The 26,428-nt window shown below is 32.9% G+C and carries 26 protein-coding genes, 1 other RNA gene and 1 other annotated feature; of the genes, 1 reads left to right on the top strand and 26 read right to left on the bottom strand.

Annotated elements, in window-relative coordinates; all coding sequences use genetic code 11:
• Positions 1–44 precede the first annotated feature (44 nt).
• Together LQ611_RS02490 and cymR are read right to left on the bottom strand one after the other, a co-directional pair.
• Positions 45–779 (bottom strand): trypsin-like serine peptidase, encoded by a 735-nt coding sequence (locus tag LQ611_RS02490; protein ID WP_107565631.1) that lies wholly within the window; start codon positions 777–779, stop codon positions 45–47.
• 215 nt (positions 780–994) lie between these two features.
• The gene (cymR, locus tag LQ611_RS02485; protein WP_025904248.1) at positions 995–1,414 is read right to left on the bottom strand and encodes a cysteine metabolism transcriptional regulator CymR; all 420 of its coding nucleotides are present in this window, start codon (positions 1,412–1,414) and stop codon (positions 995–997) included.
• 89 nt (positions 1,415–1,503) lie between these two features.
• Here cymR and LQ611_RS02480 point away from each other — a divergent pair, with 89 nt between their 5' ends.
• Positions 1,504–2,766 (top strand): replication-associated recombination protein A, encoded by a 1,263-nt coding sequence (locus tag LQ611_RS02480; protein WP_025904249.1) that lies wholly within the window; start codon positions 1,504–1,506, stop codon positions 2,764–2,766.
• A 43-nt stretch (positions 2,767–2,809) separates the two neighbouring features.
• Here LQ611_RS02480 and LQ611_RS02475 read toward each other — a convergent pair whose 3' ends face one another.
• The 24 genes from LQ611_RS02475 to LQ611_RS02360 all read right to left on the bottom strand — a co-directional run bounded on the left by LQ611_RS02475 (position 2,810) and on the right by LQ611_RS02360 (position 26,215).
• Positions 2,810–3,577, bottom strand: a complete 768-nt coding sequence (locus tag LQ611_RS02475; RefSeq protein ID WP_025904250.1) for a tRNA threonylcarbamoyladenosine dehydratase — start codon at positions 3,575–3,577, stop codon at positions 2,810–2,812.
• Between the two features lie 53 nt (positions 3,578–3,630).
• A non-coding RNA gene (gene ssrS, locus LQ611_RS02470) (6S RNA) lies at positions 3,631–3,823 on the bottom strand.
• Positions 3,824–3,880: 57 nt separating this feature from the next.
• Positions 3,881–5,653, bottom strand: a complete 1,773-nt coding sequence (gene aspS / locus LQ611_RS02465) for an aspartate--tRNA ligase (protein ID WP_025904251.1) — start codon at positions 5,651–5,653, stop codon at positions 3,881–3,883.
• Positions 5,653–6,918 carry a histidine--tRNA ligase gene (gene hisS, locus LQ611_RS02460; RefSeq protein ID WP_025904252.1) on the bottom strand — a complete coding sequence of 422 codons (1,266 nt, stop codon included), beginning with the start codon at positions 6,916–6,918 and terminating at the stop codon, positions 5,653–5,655. The genes aspS and hisS overlap by 1 nt, the downstream gene beginning before the upstream one ends.
• A 322-nt stretch (positions 6,919–7,240) precedes the next feature.
• On the bottom strand, positions 7,241–8,113 hold the full coding sequence (locus LQ611_RS02455) for an N-acetylmuramoyl-L-alanine amidase family protein (RefSeq protein ID WP_025904253.1): 873 nt from the start codon (positions 8,111–8,113) through the stop codon (positions 7,241–7,243).
• Complete coding sequence (dtd, locus tag LQ611_RS02450) at positions 8,110–8,562, bottom strand: D-aminoacyl-tRNA deacylase (RefSeq protein ID WP_025904254.1); 453 nt, start codon at positions 8,560–8,562, stop codon at positions 8,110–8,112. Before dtd ends, LQ611_RS02455 begins: the two co-directional genes overlap by 4 nt.
• Positions 8,563–8,575: 13 nt before the next feature.
• Positions 8,576–10,765 carry a RelA/SpoT family protein gene (locus LQ611_RS02445; RefSeq protein WP_025904255.1) on the bottom strand — a complete coding sequence of 730 codons (2,190 nt, stop codon included), beginning with the start codon at positions 10,763–10,765 and terminating at the stop codon, positions 8,576–8,578.
• 119 nt (positions 10,766–10,884) lie between these two features.
• Positions 10,885–11,403: an adenine phosphoribosyltransferase gene (locus LQ611_RS02440; RefSeq protein ID WP_025904256.1), complete on the bottom strand. Its 519-nt coding sequence runs from the start codon at positions 11,401–11,403 to the stop codon at positions 10,885–10,887.
• On the bottom strand, positions 11,403–13,697 hold the full coding sequence (recJ, locus tag LQ611_RS02435) for a single-stranded-DNA-specific exonuclease RecJ (protein WP_025904257.1): 2,295 nt from the start codon (positions 13,695–13,697) through the stop codon (positions 11,403–11,405). Before recJ ends, LQ611_RS02440 begins: the two co-directional genes overlap by 1 nt.
• Positions 13,698–14,198: 501 nt before the next feature.
• The gene (gene secDF / locus LQ611_RS02430; protein ID WP_107596613.1) at positions 14,199–16,490 is read right to left on the bottom strand and encodes a protein translocase subunit SecDF; all 2,292 of its coding nucleotides are present in this window, start codon (positions 16,488–16,490) and stop codon (positions 14,199–14,201) included.
• Between the two features lie 169 nt (positions 16,491–16,659).
• Positions 16,660–16,923, bottom strand: a complete 264-nt coding sequence (gene yajC / locus LQ611_RS02425; RefSeq protein WP_025904259.1) for a preprotein translocase subunit YajC — start codon at positions 16,921–16,923, stop codon at positions 16,660–16,662.
• A gap of 12 nt (positions 16,924–16,935) precedes the next feature.
• Positions 16,936–18,075 carry a tRNA guanosine(34) transglycosylase Tgt gene (gene tgt / locus LQ611_RS02420; protein ID WP_025904260.1) on the bottom strand — a complete coding sequence of 380 codons (1,140 nt, stop codon included), beginning with the start codon at positions 18,073–18,075 and terminating at the stop codon, positions 16,936–16,938.
• A 15-nt stretch (positions 18,076–18,090) separates the two neighbouring features.
• Positions 18,091–19,116 (bottom strand): tRNA preQ1(34) S-adenosylmethionine ribosyltransferase-isomerase QueA, encoded by a 1,026-nt coding sequence (gene queA, locus LQ611_RS02415; protein ID WP_025904261.1) that lies wholly within the window; start codon positions 19,114–19,116, stop codon positions 18,091–18,093.
• A gap of 16 nt (positions 19,117–19,132) precedes the next feature.
• A complete protein-coding gene (ruvB, locus tag LQ611_RS02410; protein WP_373364821.1) occupies positions 19,133–20,113 on the bottom strand; it encodes a Holliday junction branch migration DNA helicase RuvB in 981 nt (326 codons plus the stop codon).
• A gap of 28 nt (positions 20,114–20,141) precedes the next feature.
• Positions 20,142–20,732 carry a Holliday junction branch migration protein RuvA gene (gene ruvA / locus LQ611_RS02405; protein ID WP_239709321.1) on the bottom strand — a complete coding sequence of 197 codons (591 nt, stop codon included), beginning with the start codon at positions 20,730–20,732 and terminating at the stop codon, positions 20,142–20,144.
• Positions 20,733–20,746: 14 nt separating this feature from the next.
• Entirely contained in the window at positions 20,747–21,208 is a 462-nt protein-coding gene (locus LQ611_RS02400) for an ACT domain-containing protein (protein ID WP_025904264.1), read from the bottom strand.
• A 12-nt stretch (positions 21,209–21,220) separates the two neighbouring features.
• Positions 21,221–22,510 carry a GTPase ObgE gene (gene obgE, locus LQ611_RS02395; RefSeq protein ID WP_025904265.1) on the bottom strand — a complete coding sequence of 430 codons (1,290 nt, stop codon included), beginning with the start codon at positions 22,508–22,510 and terminating at the stop codon, positions 21,221–21,223.
• A 2-nt stretch (positions 22,511–22,512) separates the two neighbouring features.
• Positions 22,513–23,043: a Spo0B domain-containing protein gene (locus LQ611_RS02390; RefSeq protein ID WP_025904266.1), complete on the bottom strand. Its 531-nt coding sequence runs from the start codon at positions 23,041–23,043 to the stop codon at positions 22,513–22,515.
• A 193-nt stretch (positions 23,044–23,236) separates the two neighbouring features.
• Positions 23,237–23,521, bottom strand: a complete 285-nt coding sequence (rpmA, locus tag LQ611_RS02385; protein ID WP_025904267.1) for a 50S ribosomal protein L27 — start codon at positions 23,519–23,521, stop codon at positions 23,237–23,239.
• A gap of 10 nt (positions 23,522–23,531) precedes the next feature.
• Positions 23,532–23,852, bottom strand: coding sequence for a ribosomal-processing cysteine protease Prp (locus LQ611_RS02380; protein WP_037588433.1), 321 nt, complete (start codon positions 23,850–23,852; stop codon positions 23,532–23,534).
• 3 nt (positions 23,853–23,855) lie between these two features.
• Positions 23,856–24,164 carry a 50S ribosomal protein L21 gene (rplU, locus tag LQ611_RS02375; RefSeq protein WP_016911517.1) on the bottom strand — a complete coding sequence of 103 codons (309 nt, stop codon included), beginning with the start codon at positions 24,162–24,164 and terminating at the stop codon, positions 23,856–23,858.
• A 12-nt stretch (positions 24,165–24,176) separates the two neighbouring features.
• Positions 24,177–24,250 (bottom strand) — a sequence feature (ribosomal protein L21 leader region).
• Positions 24,251–24,309: 59 nt separating this feature from the next.
• Positions 24,310–24,813 carry a rod shape-determining protein MreD gene (mreD, locus tag LQ611_RS02370; RefSeq protein ID WP_025904269.1) on the bottom strand — a complete coding sequence of 168 codons (504 nt, stop codon included), beginning with the start codon at positions 24,811–24,813 and terminating at the stop codon, positions 24,310–24,312.
• Positions 24,813–25,670: a rod shape-determining protein MreC gene (mreC, locus tag LQ611_RS02365; protein WP_239709320.1), complete on the bottom strand. Its 858-nt coding sequence runs from the start codon at positions 25,668–25,670 to the stop codon at positions 24,813–24,815. Before mreC ends, mreD begins: the two co-directional genes overlap by 1 nt.
• Before the next feature lie 101 nt (positions 25,671–25,771).
• A complete protein-coding gene (locus LQ611_RS02360) occupies positions 25,772–26,215 on the bottom strand; it encodes a DUF4930 family protein (RefSeq protein ID WP_025904271.1) in 444 nt (147 codons plus the stop codon).
• Positions 26,216–26,428 lie beyond the last annotated feature (213 nt).

Raw genomic sequence — 26,428 nt, 5'->3', positions numbered from 1 at the left:
AAAACGATCATAAAGTGATGATTCATCACTTTATGATCATTTTTTTATTTTAAATTACTTTGTATAAATTGTTGAACGTTGCTGTTAAAGAGCACGCCACTATTATGGCTATCTGGTACGCCACCATAATGTAAACCAATAACTTGGTTATTTGCATTAAAGATTGGTGAACCTGAATTACCACCATAAGTACTTAAGTCGTAAGATACATCACTACCTGAAGCAGATAACACATTACCTTTACTTTCCCATAATGTCGCGATAGGTTTATCTCCTGGATAACCTGTTACTGTGATGTTATCACCTTTTTTAACTGAAGATGTATCTGCGATTGTCGCTGCTTGAACAGCGTCACCAATAGATTGACCTTCACTATTTTTACCGACTGTAACAACTGCCAAATCTTCACCGCCTGGCGCTACTTTATAATCAGTTGCTGTAAATGTTCCTGCTGGGAAATTTCCATCGCCATTTGCTGCTGGTGAGAATTTTAGTACAGAAGCATCACCATTAGTTGCATCTACAACGTGTTTATTTGTAAGAACGGTATTTTTACCGACAACTACACCTGATGCAATTGATGTACCTCCGATATCAGCGAATGCAATCGATTGATAATGTGCAGACGTTGTATTCGTAATTTGTGTACGATCATTTTTCGGTAATATAACTCTAGATGATGGACCATCTGTCTTTGCGTTAACTTCAAACGGTAATGTAATGAAACTTAATAATAAAACTGCTACTACACTTAATATGTATCGTTTTAAATTTTTCATATACTCTCCCCTTTGTTGTAGTGTACAACTATCTTAATATGAAAGTAATCTTAAAGGAGAATATTACACTACTTAACACATATTCATGCTTAACTGTTAAAATAACGAAATATTTTTTGCAGTTAGGCATAAAATCCATACAGTTAAGAAATAAAAAATAAGATAGCAATCTTCAATATTCGTCTTGAAGATTGCTATCCTATTTAATTTGTAAACTAGATATAGAACATATAGCCTTCTAGTTCATCTTCATTTGTATAATTTGCTAAGTATTCTAGTGTTGTATTATCTAGAACTTCTTTTACAGCGTCTCTAATACGAATCCACAATTGTTGTTGTGCAGGTGGCTCGTCTTCTATACCTTCAACAGGTGTAATTGGCCCTTCTAACAATCTAATCACATCACCAGCTGTAATTTCTGATGGTGCTTTTTGTAATTGATAGCCCCCTTTGGCACCTCTTACACTTTTAATAAGACCAGCATTACGTAGCGGTCCGACTAATTGTTCTAAATATAAATCACTTAAATTGTTTTCTTCAGCGATTGACTTTAAAGATGTACATCCTTGACCATAACGCTTAGTCAACGATATCATAAGTGTTAAGCCATATCGTCCTTTAGTAGAAATCTTCATGTACTACACCTCTTATTTTCTAAAAAAATATTATTAATTCATTTTATCATTTTTTGTACACTTTGAGTAATTAGAAAGGTTGATTCCAAATGAAAAACGAACCATTAGCTTATAGAATGCGTCCTCAAACAATCGACGATGTGATAAGCCAAGAACATTTAGTAGGTCCAAAAGCCATTATTAGAAGAATGGTTAACACTAAAAAGTTAACTTCTATGATTTTTTATGGACCTCCGGGAATTGGAAAAACGAGTATCGCCCAAGCTATTGCCGGAAGTACTCAATATAAATTTAGACAACTTAATGCCGTCACTAACACTAAAAAAGATATGCAACTTGTCGTTGAAGAAGCTAAAATGTCTGGACAAGTTATACTTTTACTAGACGAAATTCATCGCTTAGATAAAGCAAAACAAGATTTCTTATTACCTCATTTAGAATCAGGCAAAATTGTACTTATTGGTGCAACGACGTCAAACCCATACCATGCTATCAATCCAGCTATACGAAGTAGAACGCAAATCTTTGAACTTTACCCTCTTAATGAAGATGATATCATAATTGCTTTAAAAAGAGCGATTGAAGATGAAGAAAATGGCTTAGCATCATACACTCCTATTGTAGACAAAGGCGCTTTAGAATATTTCGCAAAAGCAAGTTACGGTGATGTGAGAAGTGCATTAAATGGGCTAGAACTCGCTGTACTCAGTGCTGATGTTCAAGATGATAAACGTCATGTCACTATTGAAGATGCGAAAGTTTGTATTCAAAAGAATGCTTTCCAACACGATAAAGATGGCGATCAACATTATGATGTTATGAGTGCATTCCAAAAATCCATTAGAGGTAGTGATGTCGACGCAGCGCTTCATTATTTAGCTAGATTAATTGAAGCGGGAGATTTACCAACTATTGCTAGACGCCTTCTTGTGATTAGCTATGAAGATATCGGTTTAGCTTCTCCGGGTGCTGCAGCTAGAACATTATCAGCTATTGAAGCGAGTGAACGCCTCGGCTTTCCAGAAGCACGTATACCATTAAGTCAAGCGGTCATCGAGCTATGCTTATCACCTAAATCTAATTCAGCTATTGTATCTATTGATGAAGCTCTATCAGACATCAGAAAAGGTAAAGCTGGGTTAGTTCCGAAACATTTGAAAGATGGACACTATCAAGGTGCAAAAGAATTAGGCAATGCAATTGGTTATAAATACCCTCATAACTATGAAAATGGATATGTACAACAACAATATTTACCTGATACTTTAAAAGGCAAACAATATTATCAACCTAAACTCACATCTAAATCTGAACAAAAATTAGCAGAAATATATCGCAACTTAAAAAAATGAGGCTGGACGTATCCAGTCTCATTTTTATTATCAAAGCTGCTTTTTATTTATCTTTGATTCTTTTTACTGGGATATCTTTCAAAATATCATTCACAACATAGCTCGCACAAATTAAACCAACAACACTTGGTACAAAAGCATTTGATGATGGTGGCATTTGCGCCTTTCTAACTTTCGCGTTTTTATCGCCTACAACTTCTTTTACATCTTCTCTTATCATAATAGGACTTTCATCACTAAATACAACATTAATACCTTTATGAATGCCCATTTTTCTTAATTTTAGACGTATAATTTTCGCCATAGGATCTGTATGTGTTTTAGAAATATCAGCTATTTCAAATTTAGTAGGGTCTGTTTTGTTTGCAGCACCCATACTTGAAATAACGTTAATACCTCTTTCCAAACACTCTTTCATAAGGTGAACTTTATACATAATTGTATCACTAGCATCTACAAAGTAATCAATGTCGTATTCATTAAATAAAGCTTCGTAAGTTTCTTCAGTATAGAACATATGCAATGAAGTGACTTTACAATCTGGATTAATTAATTTAATACGCTCTTCCATTAAATCTACTTTAGATTGACCAATTGTTGTTGTTAATGCATGTAATTGTCTATTTACATTTGTGATATCTACATCATCTTTATCTATTAATATGATATGACCAATATTAGTTCTCGCGAGTGCTTCAGCAGCAAATGAACCTACACCGCCTACGCCAAGGACAACTACAGTTTTACTTTTTAATAAATCTAAGCCTTCTTTACCAATCGCTAATTCATTTCTTGAAAATTGATGCTTCATCATTATTTACTCCTTTACACAAAAATACGCAAGACATAAAGTCTTGCGTACCGATAGAATCCAATTGTGCCGTAATATTAAATGCTAGATCATTTTGGCCTGCTATATACAGGTGGGTGCCCTGTTTCTTATTTTGCATGTCCTCCTTACGAGGCGTATGCGCTATTAAGAAAACCAATTAGGCTCCCTTGATCAAAAGTGTTAGGTCAAAATATAAAAAGCTTATTACGAACACTTCAGATGACTACCTTATAAATTTATTTTATCATAATTCTTCTAAATAACAAGTATTTATACTTTTAATTATTTTTCATCTAAATCAAGTTGCAAATGTAATTCATGTAACTGACTTTTAGACACTTCACTTGGTGCATCCGTTAATAGACAAGAAGCACTTGCTGTTTTAGGGAATGCGATTGTATCTCTTAAGTTTGTTCTTCCTGACAATAACATAACTAATCTATCTAAACCTAAAGCAATTCCGCCATGTGGTGGTGCACCATATTTGAACGCTTCAATTAAGAATCCAAATTGTTCTTGTGCTTGCTCTTCAGTGAAGCCAAGCGCTTTAAACATTTTTTCTTGTAGTTCTGATTTATGAATTCTAATAGATCCTCCACCTAATTCAAAACCATTTAAAACGATATCGTATGCATTCGCTTCAACATTTGTTGGATCAGTTTCAAGCATTTCTTCATGCTCTTTTTTAGGTGCAGTAAATGGATGGTGCGCTGCAACATAACGTTCTGATTCTTCATCGTATTCAAATAATGGCCAATCTGTTACCCATAAGAAATTATATTTGTTTGGATCAATTAAACCACGATCTTTACCAAGTTTATTTCTTAACTGCGCTAAACTTGCTGCTACGACATCTTTTTTGTCTGCTACAAATAATACTAAGTCTCCTGCTTTAGCTTCAGTTTGGTTTAATAATTCAGCTGTAATGTCTTCATCAAAGAATTTGCTAATTGGACCGTTTAAGCCTTCTTCTGTTACTTTAACCCAAGCTAAACCTTTAGCACCATAAATACTTGCAAATGATTGTAATTGGTCGATATCTTTTCTAGAGTAGTCGGCTGCACCATCTTCAACAACGATTGCTTTAACTTCTCCACCATTTTCAACTGCAGATTTAAACACTTTAAAGTCCATTTTTGAAGCAAGTTCTGATAAGTTAATCAGTTCCATACCAAATCTTGTATCTGGCTTGTCAATTCCGTATCTTTCCATTGCTTCAGCGTATGTCATACGTGGGAATGGTGTTGTAATATCAATACCTTTTACATCTTTCATGATACGTTTCATAAGACCTTCGTTCATTTTGATAACGTCTTCTTGATCTACAAAGCTCATCTCGATATCGATTTGCGTAAATTCAGGTTGTCTATCCGCTCTTAAATCTTCGTCTCTAAAACATTTAACGATTTGATAGTATTTATCAAATCCACCAATCATTAATAATTGTTTAAATATTTGTGGAGATTGAGGTAAAGCATAGAACTCTCCATCATGTACACGAGATGGTACTAAATAGTCTCTCGCACCTTCTGGCGTAGATTTAGTTAGTACAGGTGTTTCTACTTCGTAAAACTCACCTTCATCTAAGTAATTTCTTACTGCACGTGTAATTTGATGTCTCATTTTGAATGTTTGAGCTAAACTTTCTCTTCTTAAGTCAATATAACGATATTTTAATCTTACATTTTCATCAATATCATTCATATCTGTAATAGAAAATGGTGGTGTTTCAGATTCATTTAAGATTGTAATTTCAGAAACTTGTACTTCTACTTTACCAGTCTTGATTTTGTCATTAATTGATTTTTCATCTCTTTTTGTTACTAAACCTTTAACTTGAATGACATATTCAGAACGGATTTTCTCAGCAACACTTAAAGCTTCTTGAGAGAAGTCTGGGTTAAAGACAATTTGTACAACGCCTTCGCGGTCACGTAAATCAACAAATATTAAACCACCTAAGTCACGTCTTTTTTGTACCCAACCATTTAAAGTAACGGTTTGACCAATATATTCTTCAGTTATTTTACCAGCATATGTTGTTCTTTTTTCCATTATGATTCCACCTTTAAATAATTCTCTAATTCTGATAATGAAACAAGTGTCTTGTCACCAGTTTCCATATTCTTAACTTCCACTTCTTGTTTTTCTAATTCATTTTCACCTAATACAATCGTGTATCTCGCATTTAATCTATCGGCTTGTTTCATTTGACCTTTTAATTTACGTTGTAAATAGTCTTTATCACAACTAATACCAGCCATTCTTAATTGATTGATTAATTGAACTGACAATCTATCCGCTTCTTCACCCATTGTCGCAATAAATAAGTCGATAGTATCTTCTTCTTCGATTTCAATACCTTCAGCTTCAAGCGCTAGTAACAAACGTTCAATACTTAATGCAAAACCTATACCTGTTTCTTTAGGACCATCAAGTAATTCTAGTAAGCCGTTATATCTACCGCCACCACATAAAGTTGTAATAGCACCAAATCCTTCAGCGTTACTCATTACTTCGAATGCTGTGTGTGTATAATAATCTAAACCACGCACTAAATTCGTATCTATTTCATATTCGATACCTAGTTCGTCTAATAAACTTTTTACCTCTTCGAAATATTGTTTAGAATAATCATTTAAATATTCCGTAATTTTAGGTGCATTTTTAACTGCTTCTTTATCACGGTCTACTTTACAATCCAATATACGCATTGGATTTGTGTGTAATCGACTTTGACAATCGCTACAGAAAGTATCAATTACTGGTTCAAAGTGCGCTTGTAATGCCTTCGTGTAATCAGCTCTTGATTCTGCATCACCAATACTATTGATGACTAGTTTTAAGTCTTTTAATCCGAAAGATTTGTAAATGTGTACGAGCATTGAAATGATTTCAACATCAATTGCAGGATTTTCTGATCCTATCGCTTCTACACCGAATTGAACAAATTGACGATAACGCCCTTTTTGTTTTCTTTCATATCGGAACATTGGACCATTGTAATAAAGCTTAACAGGTTGATTCGGTTCACCTTGCATTTTGTTTTCGATGTAACTTCTAACAACACCTGCTGTGCCTTCAGGTCTTAATGTAATGCTTCTATCACCCTTATCTTTAAATGTGTACATTTCTTTTTGTACAACATCTGTTGAATCACCAACACCTCTACTAAAAAGTTCAGTACTTTCAAATATTGGTGTTCTAATTTCTTTATAATTATATATTTTCATTAACTCATGTAATTTGTTCTCAATGTGTTGCCATTTATAAGTATCTTTTGGTAATAAATCTTGTGTACCGCGTGGTATATTAATCATAATATTTCCTCCTTTAAAATATAAAAAGTCCCTTGTATGCATATACATACAAGGGACGAATTATCCGTGTTGCCACCCTAATTAGTATTTAATGATTCATTAAATACTCACTTAACAACATTATAACGGATGTTAACCGATCTTATTTTCGTAAGATTCCCTCTTCTTGTGTTCAAAAGTATACGCAGTATTCATATAACTTTCAGCAAATGTTATACTCTCTGTTTCCTACTATAACGGTATACTATTCAAGAATAAACGGTATATAATCTATTTCATAATTTATATTAATATTAAACCCATAATCTGTAGTAGTCAATATCTAATTTGAAAAGTAAACTTTCAAACCGTCAACAATACCTGTTTCTACAATGTGTCTATATTTTCTATCAACAATTAAATCTTCATCTGTAGGATTACTAATATAACCTAACTCTAGCAATACGGCAGGCATTTTAGTTTGACGAATCACTTGGAAGTTTTCGTTTCGTACACCTCTATCAGATAGTATAGATTTTTGATTGATTGAAGTTTGTAACGTATCTGCAAATTCTTTTTGAGAATCATGATGGTAATAAACTGTTAAACCATGTGGTGCTGATGAATCTAATGCATCATTATGGATACTAATAAAGACATCTCCATCACCTTGTCTATCTTTTAATTTAACATATTCATCTTTTGTTCTCGTCATTTTTACTTTAGCGCCTTCAGCTTCAAGCATTTCTTTAAGTTCTTTTGCAGTTTTTAATGTAATGACTTTTTCAGTTACATCTTTATGTTTTGAACTCGATGCTCCTTGGTCACTTCCACCATGACCAGGATCTAAAATAATCACTTTTCCTTTTAATGGTTTTAATACTGGATTAACATCTTCTTTAATATCAAGATTTGTATGCCAACCAGCAATCCAGCCTTTTTCATTTTGATCATTTTTAACTTCGAACCATTTTCCTTCTCTATCTGTTATATCAAAATTATCTCCCTTTTTTACATCAAAGATAATTGGATAATAAGCGGCAGGTCCAGTTCTTAACTCACCATCTTCTTTCATAGATAATGTTTTAGGTTCGTCCTCTTTAGGAATCAATAAATAAATAATAATGATTAACAAAACAATCAGTAAAATGGCAACACTGATGACAGGAACAGGCTTTATTCTCCTCTTTTTAAACCATAAATTAATTCGGTTCATTGAATGTTACCATCCTTACTTTCGAATATAATCGTAATTGGTCCATCATTAATTAATGACACATCCATATGTGCGCCAAACTCTCCTGTTTTCACGTTAATATTATAAGAAGCTAACTGTTCATTAAAATATTCATATATCTTCAATGCTTCATCTGGGCTTTTAGCATTCGTAAATCCAGGTCTATTCCCCTTTTTTACTGAAGCATATATTGTAAATTGTGATATCGACAAGATTTCACCACCGACTTGGTGTATATCTAAATTCATTTTACCTTCTTGATCTTCAAAAATTCTTGTCTTTGCTATTTTCTTAGCGATAACATCTGCATCTGCGTAAGTAGATTCTTGTCCAACACCGACTAATAATAAGAATCCTTGTTTAATTTCATTTTGAGTATTTTCAGATGTCACTTTAGCTTGGCTTACTTTTTGTAGAACAACTTTCAAAAAATTTCACCTCTTAATTCCATACACGACTTACTGTATAAATATCGCCTAATTGTTTAATTCGATCAACAATTCTATATACGTCATTCACATTTTTAACCATTACGCTAATGTTAATAACAGCATTTTTATCTATATCAGCTTTACCTGAAACTTTTACTAATTGTACTTTTATTGCATTCACAACTTGAAGTACTTCGTTTAATAATCCATTTCTGTCGTAACCCGTAATTTCTAAGTCTACTTGATAATTTTTTTGTTCATTTGTATTTTTAACCCATTCAACATCGATTAATCGTTCGTTTTCGTTAACGATGTTCGGGCAATCTTTACGATGAACTTTAACGCCATGACCTTTTGTAATATAGCCAATGATTTCATCACCAGGTATTGGATTACAACATTTAGAAAGTTTAATAAGCATGTTATCTAAACCTTCGACATAGACACCAGTATCTGTTCTAATATCTTGTTTAATAGGAATGGATTTATTGACTTCTTGCACTTGGTTAAGCGATTGTTTCTTACGTTCAAGTCTAAGCTTTTCTGTAAGTCTGTTAACAGCTTGTAAGGCAGTTATACCACCAAAACCAACTGCAGCATATAAATCATCTTCATTTGAAAAATTATATTTTTCGTTAACAAGTTTAATGTTTTCAGCATTTAATACTTCATCTACATTGTAGCCATGCTCTTTAATTTCCGCTTCAATCATGAATTTACCTTTTTCAATATTGGCAGAGCGGTCTTGTTTCTTGAAAAAACTGCGGATTTTACTTTTCGCACTTGAAGATCGAACGATTTTTAACCAGTCTCGACTTGGCCCATATGAATGTTTACTCGTTCTAATCTCGACAATATCACCAGTAGATAACTTATAATCAATAGGAACGATTTTGCCATTAACTTTCGCACCTATCATTTTATTACCTACTTCACTGTGAACAGCGTAAGCAAAATCAATTGGAACTGCGCCATATGGTAATTCAACTACATCACTTTCAGGTGTAAAGACATACACTTTATCACTTTGAAGGTCATATTTTAATGATTCCATAAATTCTTCTGCATCAGGTGAAGTATTGTCAGTTTCAGCTATTTCTTGTAGCCAACTCATTTTTTGTAAATATTCTTCTGATTTATTGCTTAAATTTTTGCCTTCTTTATATGCCCAGTGTGCAGCAACCCCATGTTCTGCAATTTCATGCATTTCAAATGTTCTGATCTGTATCTCTAACGGATCTCCATTTGGACCAACGACTGTAGTATGCAACGATTGATACATATTCTGTTTAGGCATAGCAATATAGTCTTTAAATCGACCAGGCATTGGTTTCCATAATGTATGGACAAGACCTAGCACAGCATAACAATCTTTGATTGACGGGACGATTACTCTTATTGCAAGTAAGTCGAAAATTTGTTCGAATTGCTTTTTCTGTTTGACCATTTTTCTATAAATACTATAGATATGTTTAGGTCTACCGCTTATATCGCCAGAAATATTCATAACTTCCATTTCAGACTCTATATCTTTAATAGCATTTGCGATATACGTTTCTCGTTCGCTTCTTTTCTTTTTCATCAAATTAACAATTCTAAAATATTGAACACTATCAATATATCTTAATGAGATGTCTTCAAGTTCCCACTTAATTGTATTGATACCTAATCTATGCGCAAGTGGTGCATAGATTTCTAACGTTTCTTTAGCAATACGTTTTTGTTTTTCTTTAGGCATCGCTTTTAAAGTACGAACATTATGTAATCTATCTGCTAATTTAACTAATATAACTCGGACATCTTTGGCAATTGCTATAAATAATTTTCTATGATTTTCAGCTTGTTGCGTTTCTTTAGATTTATATTTAACTTTTTTTAATTTTGTAACACCATCTACAATTATGGCTACTTCTTCATTAAACATTTCTACCAAATCATCATACGTATAAGGTGTATCCTCAATTACATCATGAAGGAATCCAGCAACTATAGTTGGACCATCCAATTTCATTTCGGTTAAAATACCCGCTACCTGAATAGGATGCATGATATATGGCAAATTATTTTTTCTAATTTGTCCTTGATGTGCTTTAAAAGCCAAATCATAACTCTTTTCTACTAAACGATATGCGTCTTCAGATAAGTAACTTTTAGCTTTATATAAAACATCATCAGCACTGTATGGATATTCTTTATTCATAGGGACACCACCTCATCAAATAAAATTCTCTTGAATATTACTATTATAGCAATTTTCAATAGTAATATGCCACCGTTAATTATAATAATTAAAAATAAAATAGCCACAAAGTGACTATTTTATTCATCGTATGAAATTAACGAAACAACATCGTAACCTTTTAATTTTTCAATGCCGTTTAAATATTTAAGTTCAATTAAAAATGCGATACCCACTACGATTCCACCTAATGATTCTACTAAGTGAATTGCCGCTTCAATTGTACCACCTGTTGCTAATAAATCATCTGTAATCAATACACGTTGACCTGGTTTGATTGCATCTTTGTGCATCGTTAACACATTTGATCCATATTCAAGGTCATATTCATAACGAATTACTTCACGTGGTAATTTCCCTTCTTTACGTACTGGTGCAAAGCCAATACCCATTGCATATGACACAGGACAACCAATAATAAACCCTCTTGCTTCTGGTCCTACTACAACATCAACTTGTTTGTCTTGAGCATATTGTACGATTTGGTCAGTGGCATACTTGTATGCTTCACCATTATCCATAATTGTCGTAATATCTTTAAAGTTAACACCTTGTTTTGGCCAATCTTGTACTTCCGAAACGTATTGTTTTAAATCCATTATACTTCCTCCTCAACATCACTTAACAATGAATGCATCCACTTAATTAATGATTGGCTATCATTGTACAACAATGTCTTTTCTATTTCTATTTGTTGTTTTCTTGCTTGATATAACGGTGCGTTTTGAATGTCATTTTTTCCCGCATCTTTATTTATTTCAATTATACCACGATTCATTGTAATAAAGTTTAACTCATAAAAGCAATTTAAAATGAATTTCAATTGATCAGGTTTAATTTTTAATGCTTCACATAATTTCATACCATCATTTTGAATATTTGTTGATTGATTCATATATAAAGCTTTATAAGCTTGCTTGAATTTTTCATCACTAGGAATACCCTCAAAGTATGAATTTGTTTGCCCTTTAAATACTAAATAATATTTTTCGGCTGTAATATTAGATAAAGTTTGTTTGAATGATTCTAAATCTTGTGGTAAATCTCTCAACACACACGTTTCGACTTCATTTGGATACGCATCACCATAATGTATATATTGCTCATTTATTTTCTCTGATGATGGGTTAATGACAAACAATGCATTTTCTTGATCAATTTTTAACAAGTCATGTTTATTTTTACTTCTATAATCAAAAATAGCATGGTCATTACTCAACGCTAAATCTTTAAGAATAATTTGTGGTGATTGATGTCCATTCCATTCATTAACATTTAAACTACCTGCAACATTGATTGTCGTGTCATTAGAAATATCATGAATGAGATGTCCAGCATTCCAATGTAAAGCTGCAATATTTTTGTCTGTTAATGTTAATTTAAGGTGTTTATTACCTTGACCGATACCTTTAACAGATTTAACCGGAACATTACTAATTGAAAATAGTGGTGCTAATAAATCTGTACCAAAAGGTCTTAATCTTTCTAAATCAAATATGTTATCAACCGTAATATCTGAAGTTTCTATTTCTGCATCAACGATTAACTGTGGTAATAATTTTTTACCTTCTGTTATGTTGTGCATATCTTCATTCAAAGCTTTCTTCAATGGTTCAATCGCGTCAATATCTAATGTCATACCAGCCGCCATATGGTGACCACCAAATTTACGAATCAAGTCACTATGGTTTGTTAGAAATTCAAACATTGAAACTTGTTCAATGCTTCTTGCTGAACCTTTAGCGTGGTTTTGCTCAATATCAACATTTAATACAATTGTCGGTAAATGATACTTCTCGACTATTCTTGAAGCCACAATACCTAATACACCTTCATTCCAATCTTCTTTTGCAAGTATTAGAAATTGGGCATTTTGTTGCATTTCAATTTCAGCTAGCTCCATAGCTTCATTCGTAATATTTTCAACAATTGCTTTACGTTCTGTATTAAATTGGTCGACTTCCTCAGCTAAGAACATCGCTTCATCGTCATCATCGCTCATAAGCAATTCTCCAGCTAATCGAGCATCATCCAATCTACCAACTGCGTTCAGTCGAGGTCCAATAATAAATCCAACTGTTTGTTCACTCACTTCATCCGTAAAATCAGCTACGGATAATAAACTTTTTATCCCTGGTAAAGGTTGTTCATTTAATATACGCAACCCTTGTTTAACCATATATCTATTTTCATCCGTTAAGCTCACTAAGTCGGCAATCGTACCGATAGCAACTAAACCTAAGAACGCATCTGGTATATCTGCTTTAAGTGCTTTAGAAAGTTTATATGAAACACCTACACCAGCTAAATATTTAAACGGATAATTAAAATCAGGATGCATAGGGTGAACAATCGCATATGCATTAGGCTTTGTTTCGCCAAATTCATGATGGTCTGTCACAATCACATCAATACCAAGTTCATTGGCAATATCAATTTCGTGATGACCTTGAATACCATTATCCACTGTAATGATAAGAGAAACACCTTCATCATGTGCATTTCTAAACGCCGCCTCACTCGGTCCATATCCTTCAGTAAATCTATTCGGAATATACCAACCTACTATAGCGCCCATTGATTCTAAAGTCTTGACGAGAATCGTTGTAGATGTAACACCATCTGCATCATAATCACCATATACTAATATTCTTTCATCATTTTCAATAGCTTTATGTATTCTCGAAGTTGCCTTTTCCATATCGCTTAATGACATAGGATCGTGGAATAACACTTCATTAGATAATAAACTTTCAATTTGTTCTTCAGACGTATAGGCTTTTGAAATTAAAGTTTTTTCTAAAAGTGGCGAAATTTTATATTTTTTTATGATTTGCGGATCAATATTTTGATTGAGCTCTGATTTTTTCCATTGATAACAAGCTTTAGTCATATCAAATCTCCTCATTTCTACTCAAAACATTATACATGAAATATCATACTTTCTCTACTAAACAAATAAAACATAATTAAAGAGTATGTATGAATAAAAAGGCAGCTGTTAGTTACAATTTGACAGGATTTTGTAATTATAGGGTTCCATAGTTACAATTCTATGGACTTTTGTTACTATAGGCCCCCTTACTTACAATTCCAACGACTTTTGTTACTATGGCCCTCCTTAGTTACAATTCCTCCGACTTTTGTTACTATGGCACTCCTTAGTTACAATTCTCCAGACTTTTGTTACTATGGGCCGCCTTAGTTACACTTCCTCCGACTTTTTGTTACTATGGGCTGCCTTAGTTACACTTCCCCCGACTTTTGTTACTATGGGCTGCCTTAGTTACACTTCCCCCGACTTTTGTTACTATGCCGCTAAGCTAAATCTTTATCATTTACAATAAAACAAAAAAAGTACCTGCCCTTTTAATAAGGACAGGTACGCGATTTATTAAACTAATATTTTTTCATCGTTAGATTTCTTCTCAGTATATACAACTAATTTACCATTTTCTGATTTTTTAAGTTGTCGTTTTTTCAAGATACCCCATAAAGGTACTGCGACGAATACTGATGAGAACACACCGGATAATAAACCGATTAATAGTGCTAATGAGAAGTTGAAGATACTTGATGAACCAAGTATTAATAATGCGACAACTACTATAACAACTGTTAATACGGTATTGATTGATCTTGTCATCGTTTGTCTAATAGATGAGTTAATGATCATATCAATTGTTTCTGGTTTCGTTATCACTTTCACTTTACGTAAATTTTCCCTTACGCGGTCAAATGTAACGATTGTGTCATTAATTGAATAACCAATTATCGTTAGAACTGCTGCAATGAATGTAATATCCACTTCGAGTCTGAATAAACTGAATACTGCTACAATCATAAATACGTCATGTAATAACGCAAGTACAGCGGTAGTACCCATTCTCCACTCAAATCTAAAGGATACGTATAAAACAATTCCTAATGCTGCATAAAGCATTGCTTTTAATGCGTTTCCAGCTAACTCTTGACCAACAACTGGTGAAACCGTACTTACGTTTGGATCATGACCCAATGATTTACCAAAGTCAGATTTAACTTTTTGTATTTCAGATTTGTTTAATGCATCTTTAAATTGTACAGTTGCCATTTTGTTTCCAGTTCCACTTGTTGTAACTTGTGACGGATCTAATCCCATATCTTTAAACTGTTTAGAAACTTGTTCAGTCTTGATAGCTTGATCAGATTGTAAGTCAACACGTGTACCACTTGTGAAATCAATACCTAAATTCAATCTGAATATCGATACGATAATGGCACCAACGATAATTGTAATAATACTAAATGTTAATAATGGTTTAGCAAGTTTTACGAAATTAATTTTGTCATAGACTGTTCTTAAATCATGAACATCTAATCTTTCACTAATATCATGTCTATCTTTCTTAGAAACACCAAACCAATTGTATTTTTTCTTGAAGTAATTTGAGTTTACTAATAAACCTAATAATATTCTTGTGAAGAATACTGACGTTACGAAACTCATTAGAATCGCAAGTAATAACATTGTTGCGAAACCTTTTACTGAACTTTCACCAAATACAAATAATACGAGCGCTGCTAAAATTGTTGTTAAGTTAGCATCTAATATCGTAATAAATGAAGAACCTGAACCTTTTTTGAAGGCTTGTTGTAAAGTCCTTCCGATCCGCAATTCATCTTTTATCCGTTCGTACATGATGATGTTAGCATCAACGGCCATACCTACACCTAAAACTAAGGCTGCAAGTCCAGGCAATGTTAATACCCCTGAAATAAAGTTAAATGCTAATAATGTTAAGTAAACATAAGCACTTAATGTAATAACAGCTACAACACCAGGTAATCGGTAATAAATCAACATGAATAAGAATATAATACCTACACCTATTGTAGAAGCAAGTACTGTTTCATCTAATGCATCTTTACCGAATTGCGCACCTACTGATGTAGAATACACTTCATCTAATTTAACAGGTAGTGAACCTGAATTTAATAAATCTGCTATTTGTTTTGCTTCTTTAACACCTTGTTCACCATTGAATCCACCAGAGATTTCAACATTTTCTGAGTTGATTGGTTGGCTTACAGTTGCTGCAGAAATATATTTCGGCTCTTTACCTTCTTGTTCTTTCTTAGCTTCTTTCTCGTAACTGTCCCCTTTTTCATAGTCCATCCAAATGACCATTAAGTTAGGATTCATTTTAGAAACTTTTTCAGTTACTTCTTTGAACTTTTTGGCATCTTTAAGCTTAAGTGTAACGGCTACTTCGTTTGTATTGTCTTTAAAGCCTTGCTTAGCGCCACCTTGAACTAAATCTTTACCAGATAGTAAAACTCTATCCTTTGCATCTCTGATTGTTAAATTCGCTTGTGTAGAAAGCACTTCTCGAGCTTCATTCTGGTCTTTAATACCAGCTAATTGAACTCGAATACGATTACCTTCCTCAACTTGAATTTTCGGCTCAGAAACACCCAATACGTTTACACGTGACTCTAAAGTCTTTGCAGTAGATTTAACCGCATCATTATCAATCTTATCACCTTTGTCTAAAGGATTAACTTGATATAATACTTCAAAACCACCTTGTAAGTCTAGACCTAAATTTACATTCTTTGTTATATCTTTTGTTGTTGATCCTATTAAACTAAAAACCAACACTGCAAGAAGTAAAAAGGCTATAATTCTACTCCGCTTTTTCACGATAACACCTCTTACATATATTTAATTCACTATATATGTTATAGCATACATCAACTATAGTTGAATAGCCATAACATTCATGAATGAAAAAAAGACATGGATAACCATGTCTTTTAACATCAAATATGATACATAATAATAAACCAATTTCCTAAAAAAGCAAACTATTTTATGAAGGGTCTACTTGTTTGATAGCTGGTTTTTCAAATGTAATTTCGTGTCCTTTATCGTTTACAGAAACAACAACGATAGACTCATCAACTGCTCTAACTGTACCTTTGATACCGCCGATTGAAGTTACTTTTTGACCAACTTCTAAACGGTTTAATAATTCACGATGTTCTTTAGCACGCTTTTGTTGTGGTCTGATCATTAAGAACCAAACAAGCGCAAAAATTAAAATAATAGGTAATAATTGTACTAATACTTCCATATTCAATCTCCTTTAAAAGTTTTTGGGGTTATCTACATTTAGTCCATACTGCTCGAAAAATTCATCTTTGAAATCAAGTAATCGATCTTCTCTTATTGCTTGGCGAATGTTCTCCATAAGTTTTAATAAGAAATACAAATTATGATATGTAGTAAGACGAATTCCAAATGTTTCATCTGCTTTAATCAGATGACGCAAATATGCTTTAGTATAGTTTCTACATGTATAACAATCACACTCTGGATCAAGTGGTGATAAATCTTGCTGATATTTAGCATTTTTTATAACGACTCTACCTTGAGATGTCATACATGTACCATTTCTAGCTATACGTGTAGGTAATACGCAATCAAACATATCGATGCCCCTAATAGAACATTCGATTAATGCGTCTGGAGAACCAACTCCCATTAAATATCTTGGTTTATTAAATGGCATTAATGGTGTTGTATGTTCAACCATTCTGTACATGACAGGTTTAGGTTCACCAACAGACAAACCACCAATAGCATAGCCAGGAAAATCAAGTGAAACGAGGTCTTTAGCACTTTGCTCTCTAAGATCCTTATATTCTCCACCTTGGATAATACCAAATAAAGCTTGATCTTCAGGGCGACGATGAGCTTCTAGACATCTTTCCGCCCATCTTGATGTTCTCTCAATTGAATTTTTTACATATTCATATTCAGATGGCATTGGAGGACATTCATCAAACGCCATCATAATATCTGAACCAAGATCATTTTGAATATGCATCGCTTTTTCAGGACTTAAGAACAATTTAGAACCATTTAAATGATGTCTAAAATGTACACCTTCTTCTTCGATTTTTCTCATATCACTTAAGCTGAATACTTGAAAACCACCAGAATCGGTAAGTATAGGTCCATCCCAATTCATAAACTTATGTAATCCACCCACTTTAGAAATGATATCACTTCCAGGTTGTAACCACAAATGATAGGTATTACTAAGTATAATTTTTGCTTCCATTTGTTTAAGCTCTTCAGGGCTCATTGTCTTAACGGTTGCTTTAGTTCCAACAGGCATGAACATTGGCGTCTCAAATGAACCATGAGGTGTATGCACAATCCCGAGTCTTGCACCTGATTGCTTACAAGTCTTAATGTGCTCATATGTTACTGCAGGCATATTGTTACTCCTTTTCTATATTAAAATCATCGCATCGCCAAAACTAAAGAATCTATACTTTTCTTCAACTGCATGTTTATATGCATTTAAAATATGTTCTCTAGTTGATAATGCAGATACCAACATAATAAGTGTTGATTTTGGTAAATGGAAATTAGTAATCAATCCATCTATCGCTTTAAATTCATATCCCGGATAAATAAATATATCTGTCCAACCACTTGCTTCAACAAATTGGTCATTTTTGGAACGAATTGTTTCTAGTGTTCTTGTAGACGTTGTACCTACAGATATTATTTTATGACCACTTGCTTTTACACGGTTTAATAAATCAGCTGTTTCAGCAGTCATTTGGTAATATTCTGAATGCATTTCATGATCATCTATATTATCTACACTGACTGGTCTAAATGTACCTAAACCAACGTGTAATGTAATAAAAGCAATGTGTACACCTTTATCAGCAATTTCTTGTAATAAATGTTCAGTGAAGTGTAAACCTGCTGTAGGCGCAGCTGCAGATCCAACTGCTTTAGCATAAACTGTTTGATATCTATCTTGGTCATCCAATCGTTCTTTAATATATGGAGGTAAAGGCATTTCACCAAGTTCATCTAATCTTTCTTGTAAGATACCTTCGTATGAAAGTTTCATAATGCGTCCACCTTGTTCAAGTTCTTTGACACAAGTCGCAATGATTTTACCTTCTCCAAATGAAACAGATTGACCAACTCTAATACGTTTAGCTGGTTTAATTAATACTTCCCATTCGTTATCTTCTTGTTGCGTTAACATCAGCATTTCTACTTTTGCACCAGTTTCTTCTTTGATACCAAACAATCTTGCTGGCATCACTTTCGTATCATTTAATACTAAACAGTCACCTGGTGAAAGTTGATTGACAACTTCTTTAAACGTTAAATCTTCCAATTCACCTGTTGCTTTATTACATTTTAATAACCTACTGCTTTCTCTATCTAACAGTGGTGTTTGTGCAATTAATGATTCAGGTAAATCAAAATCGAAATCTTCAATATTCACAAACTTTGCCTCTTTCCTAATCCTTTTTAATGTCGAAGTGATCGTAACTTAATGCAGTTGCACGACGACCTCTTGGCGTTCTTTCTATAAATCCTTTTTGGATAAGATAAGGTTCATAAACGTCTTCAAGTGTTATACGTTCTTCACCTATCGTAGCTGCTATTGCATCTAATCCAACTGGACCACCTTTATAATTATTCAGGATACAGTGCATAATTTTATAATCTATATGGTCAAGTCCTTCTTCATCTACTTGCAACAAGTCTAAAGCATGCTTTGTAATATCCATAGAAATAGCTTCGTCACCTTCTACTTGAGCAAAATCACGCACTCTACGTAACAAACGATTTGCTATACGAGGTGTCCCTCTACTTCGTTTAGATAATTCAACCGTGCTATTTTGATCAATGTCTACTTCAAATACTTCAGCAGTACGCTTTATAATTTCTTGTAAACTATTATCATCATAATATTCTAATCTAAGATGCACACCGAAACGATCTCTCAAAGGTGCTGAAAGACTCCCTACACGCGTTGTAGCACCTACTAGCGTAAATGGTGGCAAATCGATTCTAATACTTCTAGCTTCTTCACCTTTCCCAACAACGATATCTAAAAAGAAATCTTCCATAGCAGGGTATAACACTTCTTCAACAACTCTGCTTAATCGGTGTATCTCATCTATGAAAAGTACATCTCCAGGTTGTAGCGCAGAAAGTATGGCTGCTAAATCACCGGGTCTTTCAATAGAAGGTCCGCTTGCAGTTCGTAAATTAACATTCATCTCATTAGATATAATATGCGCTAAAGTTGTCTTACCTAGACCAGGTGGACCGTAAAGTAAACAATGATCTAAAGGTTCTTCTCTTAACTTAGCAGCTTTAATAAATATATCTAAGTTTGATTTTATATTGTTTTGACCAATATATTGATTTAAAGTATCTGGTCTTAATGAAAGTTCACTTTGGATATCATCTTCGTGCCCATGTTCATCCATTAATCGCTCATCCAAAAAATCACCTCATTTACTGAATAAGTAATGCTAAACCTCTTTTAACACAAGCATCTACTGAATCAAATGATTCTTTTTCTAGGTTCTTCTTAACTTTTGTAATTTCTCGTTTAGAGTAACCTAATGCTTCTAAAGCTAACAATGCTTCTTCTAATACATCTTTACCGGCATCTTTACTTTCTGGGAATAACTCAGATTCTTCTGTGATGATTAATTTCCCTTTTAAATCAAGAATAATTTGTCTTGCTGTTTTTTTACCGATACCTGGAAACTTTGTTAAATATGATTCATTTTCATTTTCTATAGCAATTGCTACTTCATTAGGCGTGCTTGTCGCTAAAATTGCTAAAGCTGACTTCGGTCCAATACCTGTCACTTTAATTAAGCTTAAAAACATATCCTTTTCTTCAAGATTCACAAATCCATATAATAATTGGGCATCTTCACGCACAATTAATTGTGTATATACTTGCGTTTCTTTATCTAATTGAGATTGAAAACGATATGAGTTAGGTGTTTGAATTTCATAACCTATACCATTTGCCTCAACTACAATATGAGAAGGATATAATTGTGTAACGATTCCTTTTATATATGCATACATTTAGACAACTTCCTTTACATACTCATTCCAATAATTTCTACTTCATCAACATATGGACTTTCTTTAATTGCATCCATTAACTCTTCTAATGATAACTCAATATTTGCAGCATTAAGAGAAATTGTAATCGTTGCTCTATCCTTTATTGGTAGACTTTGATGTATGGTAAGTACAGAACCTTTAACTTCAGCAATTTTATTCAAGACAGTTGCGAGCATCCCCACTTCATCTTGTACATATAAAATTAACGTTAAATTTTTGGTCTGTTCTTCTAATCTATCAATTGGAAATATTGTATCTTTATATTTATAAAAAGCACTTCTAGATAAATTAAATTCTTTAACTGCATCATAAATCGTTAAATTATTATTTTTTAATAATGCATTTTTAACTTTGATTGTCTTTTGCACTGACTCTGGCAAAACATCTTCTCTGATTAAATAAAACCTTTTTGTTGATTCATTTGATTTTTTCAATTGGAACACGCCCTATTCGACAAATTCAAATTCTCCACCTAAAATTCTTACAATATCACCATTTGAAGCACCGCGTTCTCTTAAGGCATCATCAATACCCATTGAACGCATTTGTCTTGCAAATCTTCTAACTGCTGCATCACGATTAAAGTCCGTCATTTTGAATAATCTTTCAATCGAATTACCTGATACAACATAGGCACCATCGTCATCTCTTGTAATAACAAAATGATCTCGTGATTTCTCGTGTTTATAGACAACACGATGTACGCCAGTTTCTTCCTCGACTGAATCGAAGTCCATTCCTTCAGTTTCATCTAATAAATCAGCAATTTGATATAGTAGTTTATCTACATTATGACGTGTAACTGTACTAATGGGAATAATATTAACATCTTCTTGAAGTTGTTCTTTAAACATTTCTAATTGTGTTTCTGAATCTGGTAAATCCATTTTATTCGCAACAACAATTTGTGGTCTTCTAGAAAGATTTTCATTATATGATTTTAATTCTTGATTAATTGTAACATAATCTTCATATGGGTCTCTGCCTTCCATACCACTCATATCAATTATATGAACAATTACTCTTGTACGTTCAATATGTCTTAAGAATTGATGGCCTAAACCAACACCTTCAGAAGCTCCTTCTATTAATCCTGGTAAATCCGCCATTACAAATCCTCTACCATCATTTGTTTGGACAACACCTAAATTAGGTTTAATTGTCGTAAAGTGATAAGCACCGATTTTTGGTTTTGCTTTGGAAACGATAGATAATAATGTTGATTTACCAACGCTTGGATAACCAACTAAACCTACATCTGCCATAAGTTTAAGTTCTAACATGACTTCAAGTTCTTCACCAGGTTCACCATTTTCACAGAAATCTGGTGCCGGATTACTTGCTGAAGCAAATCTTGAGTTACCTCTTCCACCACGGCCACCTTTAGCAACTGTAGCGCGTTGACCATGTTCAACAAGGTCAGCTAAAATCTCTTCATTTTCAGCATTTTTAATAATTGTACCAGGTGGTACTTTTAATACTAAGTCGTCTGCTCCACGACCGTGCATATTACTACTTTGTCCATTTTCACCTTTATCAGCTTTAAATTTTCGTTGGAATCTAAAGTCTAATAAAGTACGTAAACCTTCATCTACCTCAAATACGACTGACGCACCTTTACCACCGTCGCCACCTGCTGGTCCACCAAATGGAACATACTTTTCACGACGAAAAGCTACTAAACCGTTACCGCCATCACCGGCTTTTAACGATATTTTGACCTGATCTATAAACATGTTTACACCTCTATTTCTTTTATGTTAATAAAAAATTCTAATTCTATATGATTTTGACTTTCTGATAAAACTTCAACGTTATATTTAGAAAATGATTGTTCAATTTGATTAAGATCCTGATTAGTCGCACTTAACCAAACAAGCATTGTGACAAATTCTTCTTCTACTGTAAGACTAATGTGAATATTTTTTTCATCCATATCGTTAATCACAACATACTTCAAATCATTAAATATATTTGTTAAAGTATTATCTGTTCTTTCTAAGTTTTTTTGATAATAATCGATATTTGAGTTGTCAATTTCAAATGTCCATTTAGAGCCTGACAAAGATAGTTTGTATTCAAATACATTATGAACAAATTTTCTACACGGTGCATTTAAAAACAACTGTTCTTGCTTGAGATTTTTGTACAATTCATCAATTAATAAATCAACCTCTTCATGTTTTCCTAACTGTTTATATGTATATAACAATTGGAACTGATTCACAAAATCATGTCTAGACTTTAAATACACATCTAAATTATTCATTCCATCACCTTTATTATCGTTATTCATAACACTCATTATAACATTTTAATATTATGAATAAAAAAAGAAACTGCATTTCTGAATACCTTCTTTATATATAAATCACAATATTCATGCTTATATAAATAACTGCCAACATAATGATTGAGGCTGGGACAATTATACATGTCCCAGCCTCATCTAAATATAAAGATTATTCAGCAGCTGCGTATACAGATACTTTCTTTTTGTCACGACCAAAACGTTCGAATTTAACAACGCCGTCGATTTTAGCGAATAATGTATCGTCTCCACCGCGACCTACGTTTTCACCAGCGAAAACTTTAGTTCCACGTTGACGATAAAGAATAGAACCACCAGTAACGAATTGACCGTCAGCACGTTTAGCACCTAAACGTTTTGATTCAGAGTCACGACCGTTCTTTGTAGAACCTACCCCTTTTTTCGATGCGAAAAATTGTAAGTTTAATTTTAACATGAGTTACACCTCACTTGTAATTTAGTTTAATATATTGCCCATATTCTTCTTCGATTGTTTTCAAAGAAACGATAAGGCCTTGTAATAATATTTGCGCTTGTTCATTTTCTAAGTTTACACTACGTATATGAAAATATCCACCGTCGTCACTGTAATCTATATCAGGCGACTCATCAGTTAATCCAATGATAGCATTTGTTGTACCAAAGACAACTGCTGAAGCACCGGCACAGACTAAGTCTTTACCGTATTCACCTGAATCAGCATGTCCAGACATTTCAATATCTGTAACTTGCCCTTCTTGATTCAAACTAACATCTACATTAATCATAAATTATGCGTTGATTTTTTCGATTGTTAATTTAGTGTAAGGTTGACGATGACCTTGTTTACGTTTGTAGTTTTTCTTAGCTTTGTATTTGAATACAGTGATTTTTTTACCGCGTCCTTGTTTTTCAACTTTAGCAGTAACTGAAGCACCTTCAACAACAGGTGATCCAACTTTAACTGAATCTCCACCTACAAATAATACTTGGTCAAATGTGAATGAATCACCTTCATTTACGTCTAATTTCTCAACCCAAATTGTTTGACCTTCTTCTACTTTAACTTGCTTTCCGCCAGTTTCAATTATAGCAAACATACTTGCACCTCCTAATTTTTTAAGTCACGCCATTCATAGGTGACATACGTACTTTAAGACCTATGATCGAGCGGTTGTATGTAGCTAAAAACTACTCAACTTCAATAGATTACCACCTACAGCTATTGATGTCAATAATCTTTCATTAATTAGTATTTCTTTCTAATAATTTTAATACAAATGGGAAAATGATAATTAAACATATCAAATTAAATACGACAGTTGGAATTAATCTGAATAGAATAATACTGCCTATATTGATAGAAGCAATGCCTAAAAATCCATAAAAAACCATTACCCATATTTCTAGTAATACAACTGAAGATATTAAGAGTATAACCATCATCAAAATATCTCTATAAAATACTTTAAATAATTTATCCATCATAATGACAAAAATTGCATATCCAAATGTATAGACACCGTAAATACCGCCATAATATATATCTGTAAAAATACCTGTAACGATTGCTAAAATAATAGCAACTTTAGGATTTTTGTATACAGCAATTATGAGTAAGTACAAAAATGTTAATCGAGGTACGATTATAAATGTCTCATTAAATAAAGTTAAAGGTGATAAACGTGTTAATAATGAATCTAAGTAAAATAATAAGACACCAATTAAAGGAATAACGTAAAATCTCATTATTCCTCACCACTTTCATCAGATGAAGGTATCGTTTCTGGATCACGTTTAGCAACGTATACATGGTTTAAATCTTTAATATTTGTAGATGTCTTAATATATGCGACTTTAGATAATCCATATTCATCATTTTCTACTTTCTCAACTTTACCTACTAATATACCTTTAGGAAGTTGGTCACCTAAACCATTCGTTACAACTTTAGAGCCTTTTTTGATACTGTATTTATTATCGATATCACTAATAACTAGTAAATCTTTATCTTCATCATATCGATTAATCATACCAAAGATATTATCATCATCTTGCTGTATATCTACTGAAAGCTTACTTGTTTTAACACTTGTAGATATTAACTCAACTTGTGAAGAAAATTGGTTTGCTTTTTTAATTCTACCTACTAGACCTTCACTCGTAATGACAGCCATATTTTCTTTCATGCCGCTCTTTTTCCCTTTATCAATAATGATTGTATTCATCCATTGATCCGGACTTCTACCGATTACAGTAGCTGATATTGGATTGAATTGCGAAATATCCTTCATATCCAATTCTTTTTTTAAGGCTTTGTTTTCTTTTTCTAATCTTGCTTTATCAGCTTTAATTTGATCTGTACTTTTTACTTCTTCTTTTAGTTTATCAACGTCTTCGTCTGAAGTGAAAATTCCAGAGAAGAAATCAGAAACAAAAGTAACTGGATAAGATACGATTCTTCCACCAAACGATGATGTATCACTCGCATATTGTTCACTAAGCGATGCAGATTGTGCTCTCACTGAATAACCAACAATTACAATTAATAAAACCATAGAAATTAGAAAAATCATTATTTTATTATTTTTTAAAAAATTCGACAATCCAAACACCTCTTAATCTTCAAATGACTCATTAACAATGATATTACTATTTTAGCCTACACAGCACTTTAAATAAAGTAAGAGACTGCCGAAATAAAAATTTAATATGCAGTTTTAGGTAATAATTCTATATTTGAGTGCATAGCACTTAAATCATTCATTAAATCTTGCTCTGTTTGATAAACATACATCTTTGGTTCACCAAATTTATACAAGATATACTCTGTTCCTCTTTGCCCAGCAACATAGTTGTCGTCATATCCCATACGTTCTAGTCCTGAAACATCCATGAATTCACTTTTATTGATCCAATTAAATGCTTGTTTAGTTTGACCTAATGGCACATTTTGTAACAATGGATTATCTTCAATTTTATAAGTTGCATTTGCATGTTGTGGAGCCATTTCTTCAGTTGTTTGTTCATTACTATTATCAAATGGGTTTAAATCACTCAATGCTGGTACGTTTCTATATACAATAACAATGATAATGACAATTGCTAATAACGCTAATAAATTTCTAATTAATCTAAATAACCATCTCAAAATTATAGACACCTCTCATTCATTTATATTATACGAAAATTGCTCAAATAACATCATCGGGCTTTAGACCTAAACCTTTAATCATTCTGTAGTCTGATGTATTTAATGAGTTTATTCTTTATAATGAATTCAAGAGGTGATAAATTTGGAATTAATATATATATTTTTAGCTATCTTGTTTTTAATTATCTTTTTTAGATTTTTCGTTGGATT

Origin of the sequence: Mammaliicoccus sp. L-M44, assembly GCF_022386355.1 — a bacterium.
Taxonomy (GTDB): domain Bacteria; phylum Bacillota; class Bacilli; order Staphylococcales; family Staphylococcaceae; genus Mammaliicoccus; species Mammaliicoccus sciuri_A.
Note: the sequence above shows the minus strand (reverse complement) of the source record. Positions and strands in the feature narration are given on the sequence as shown.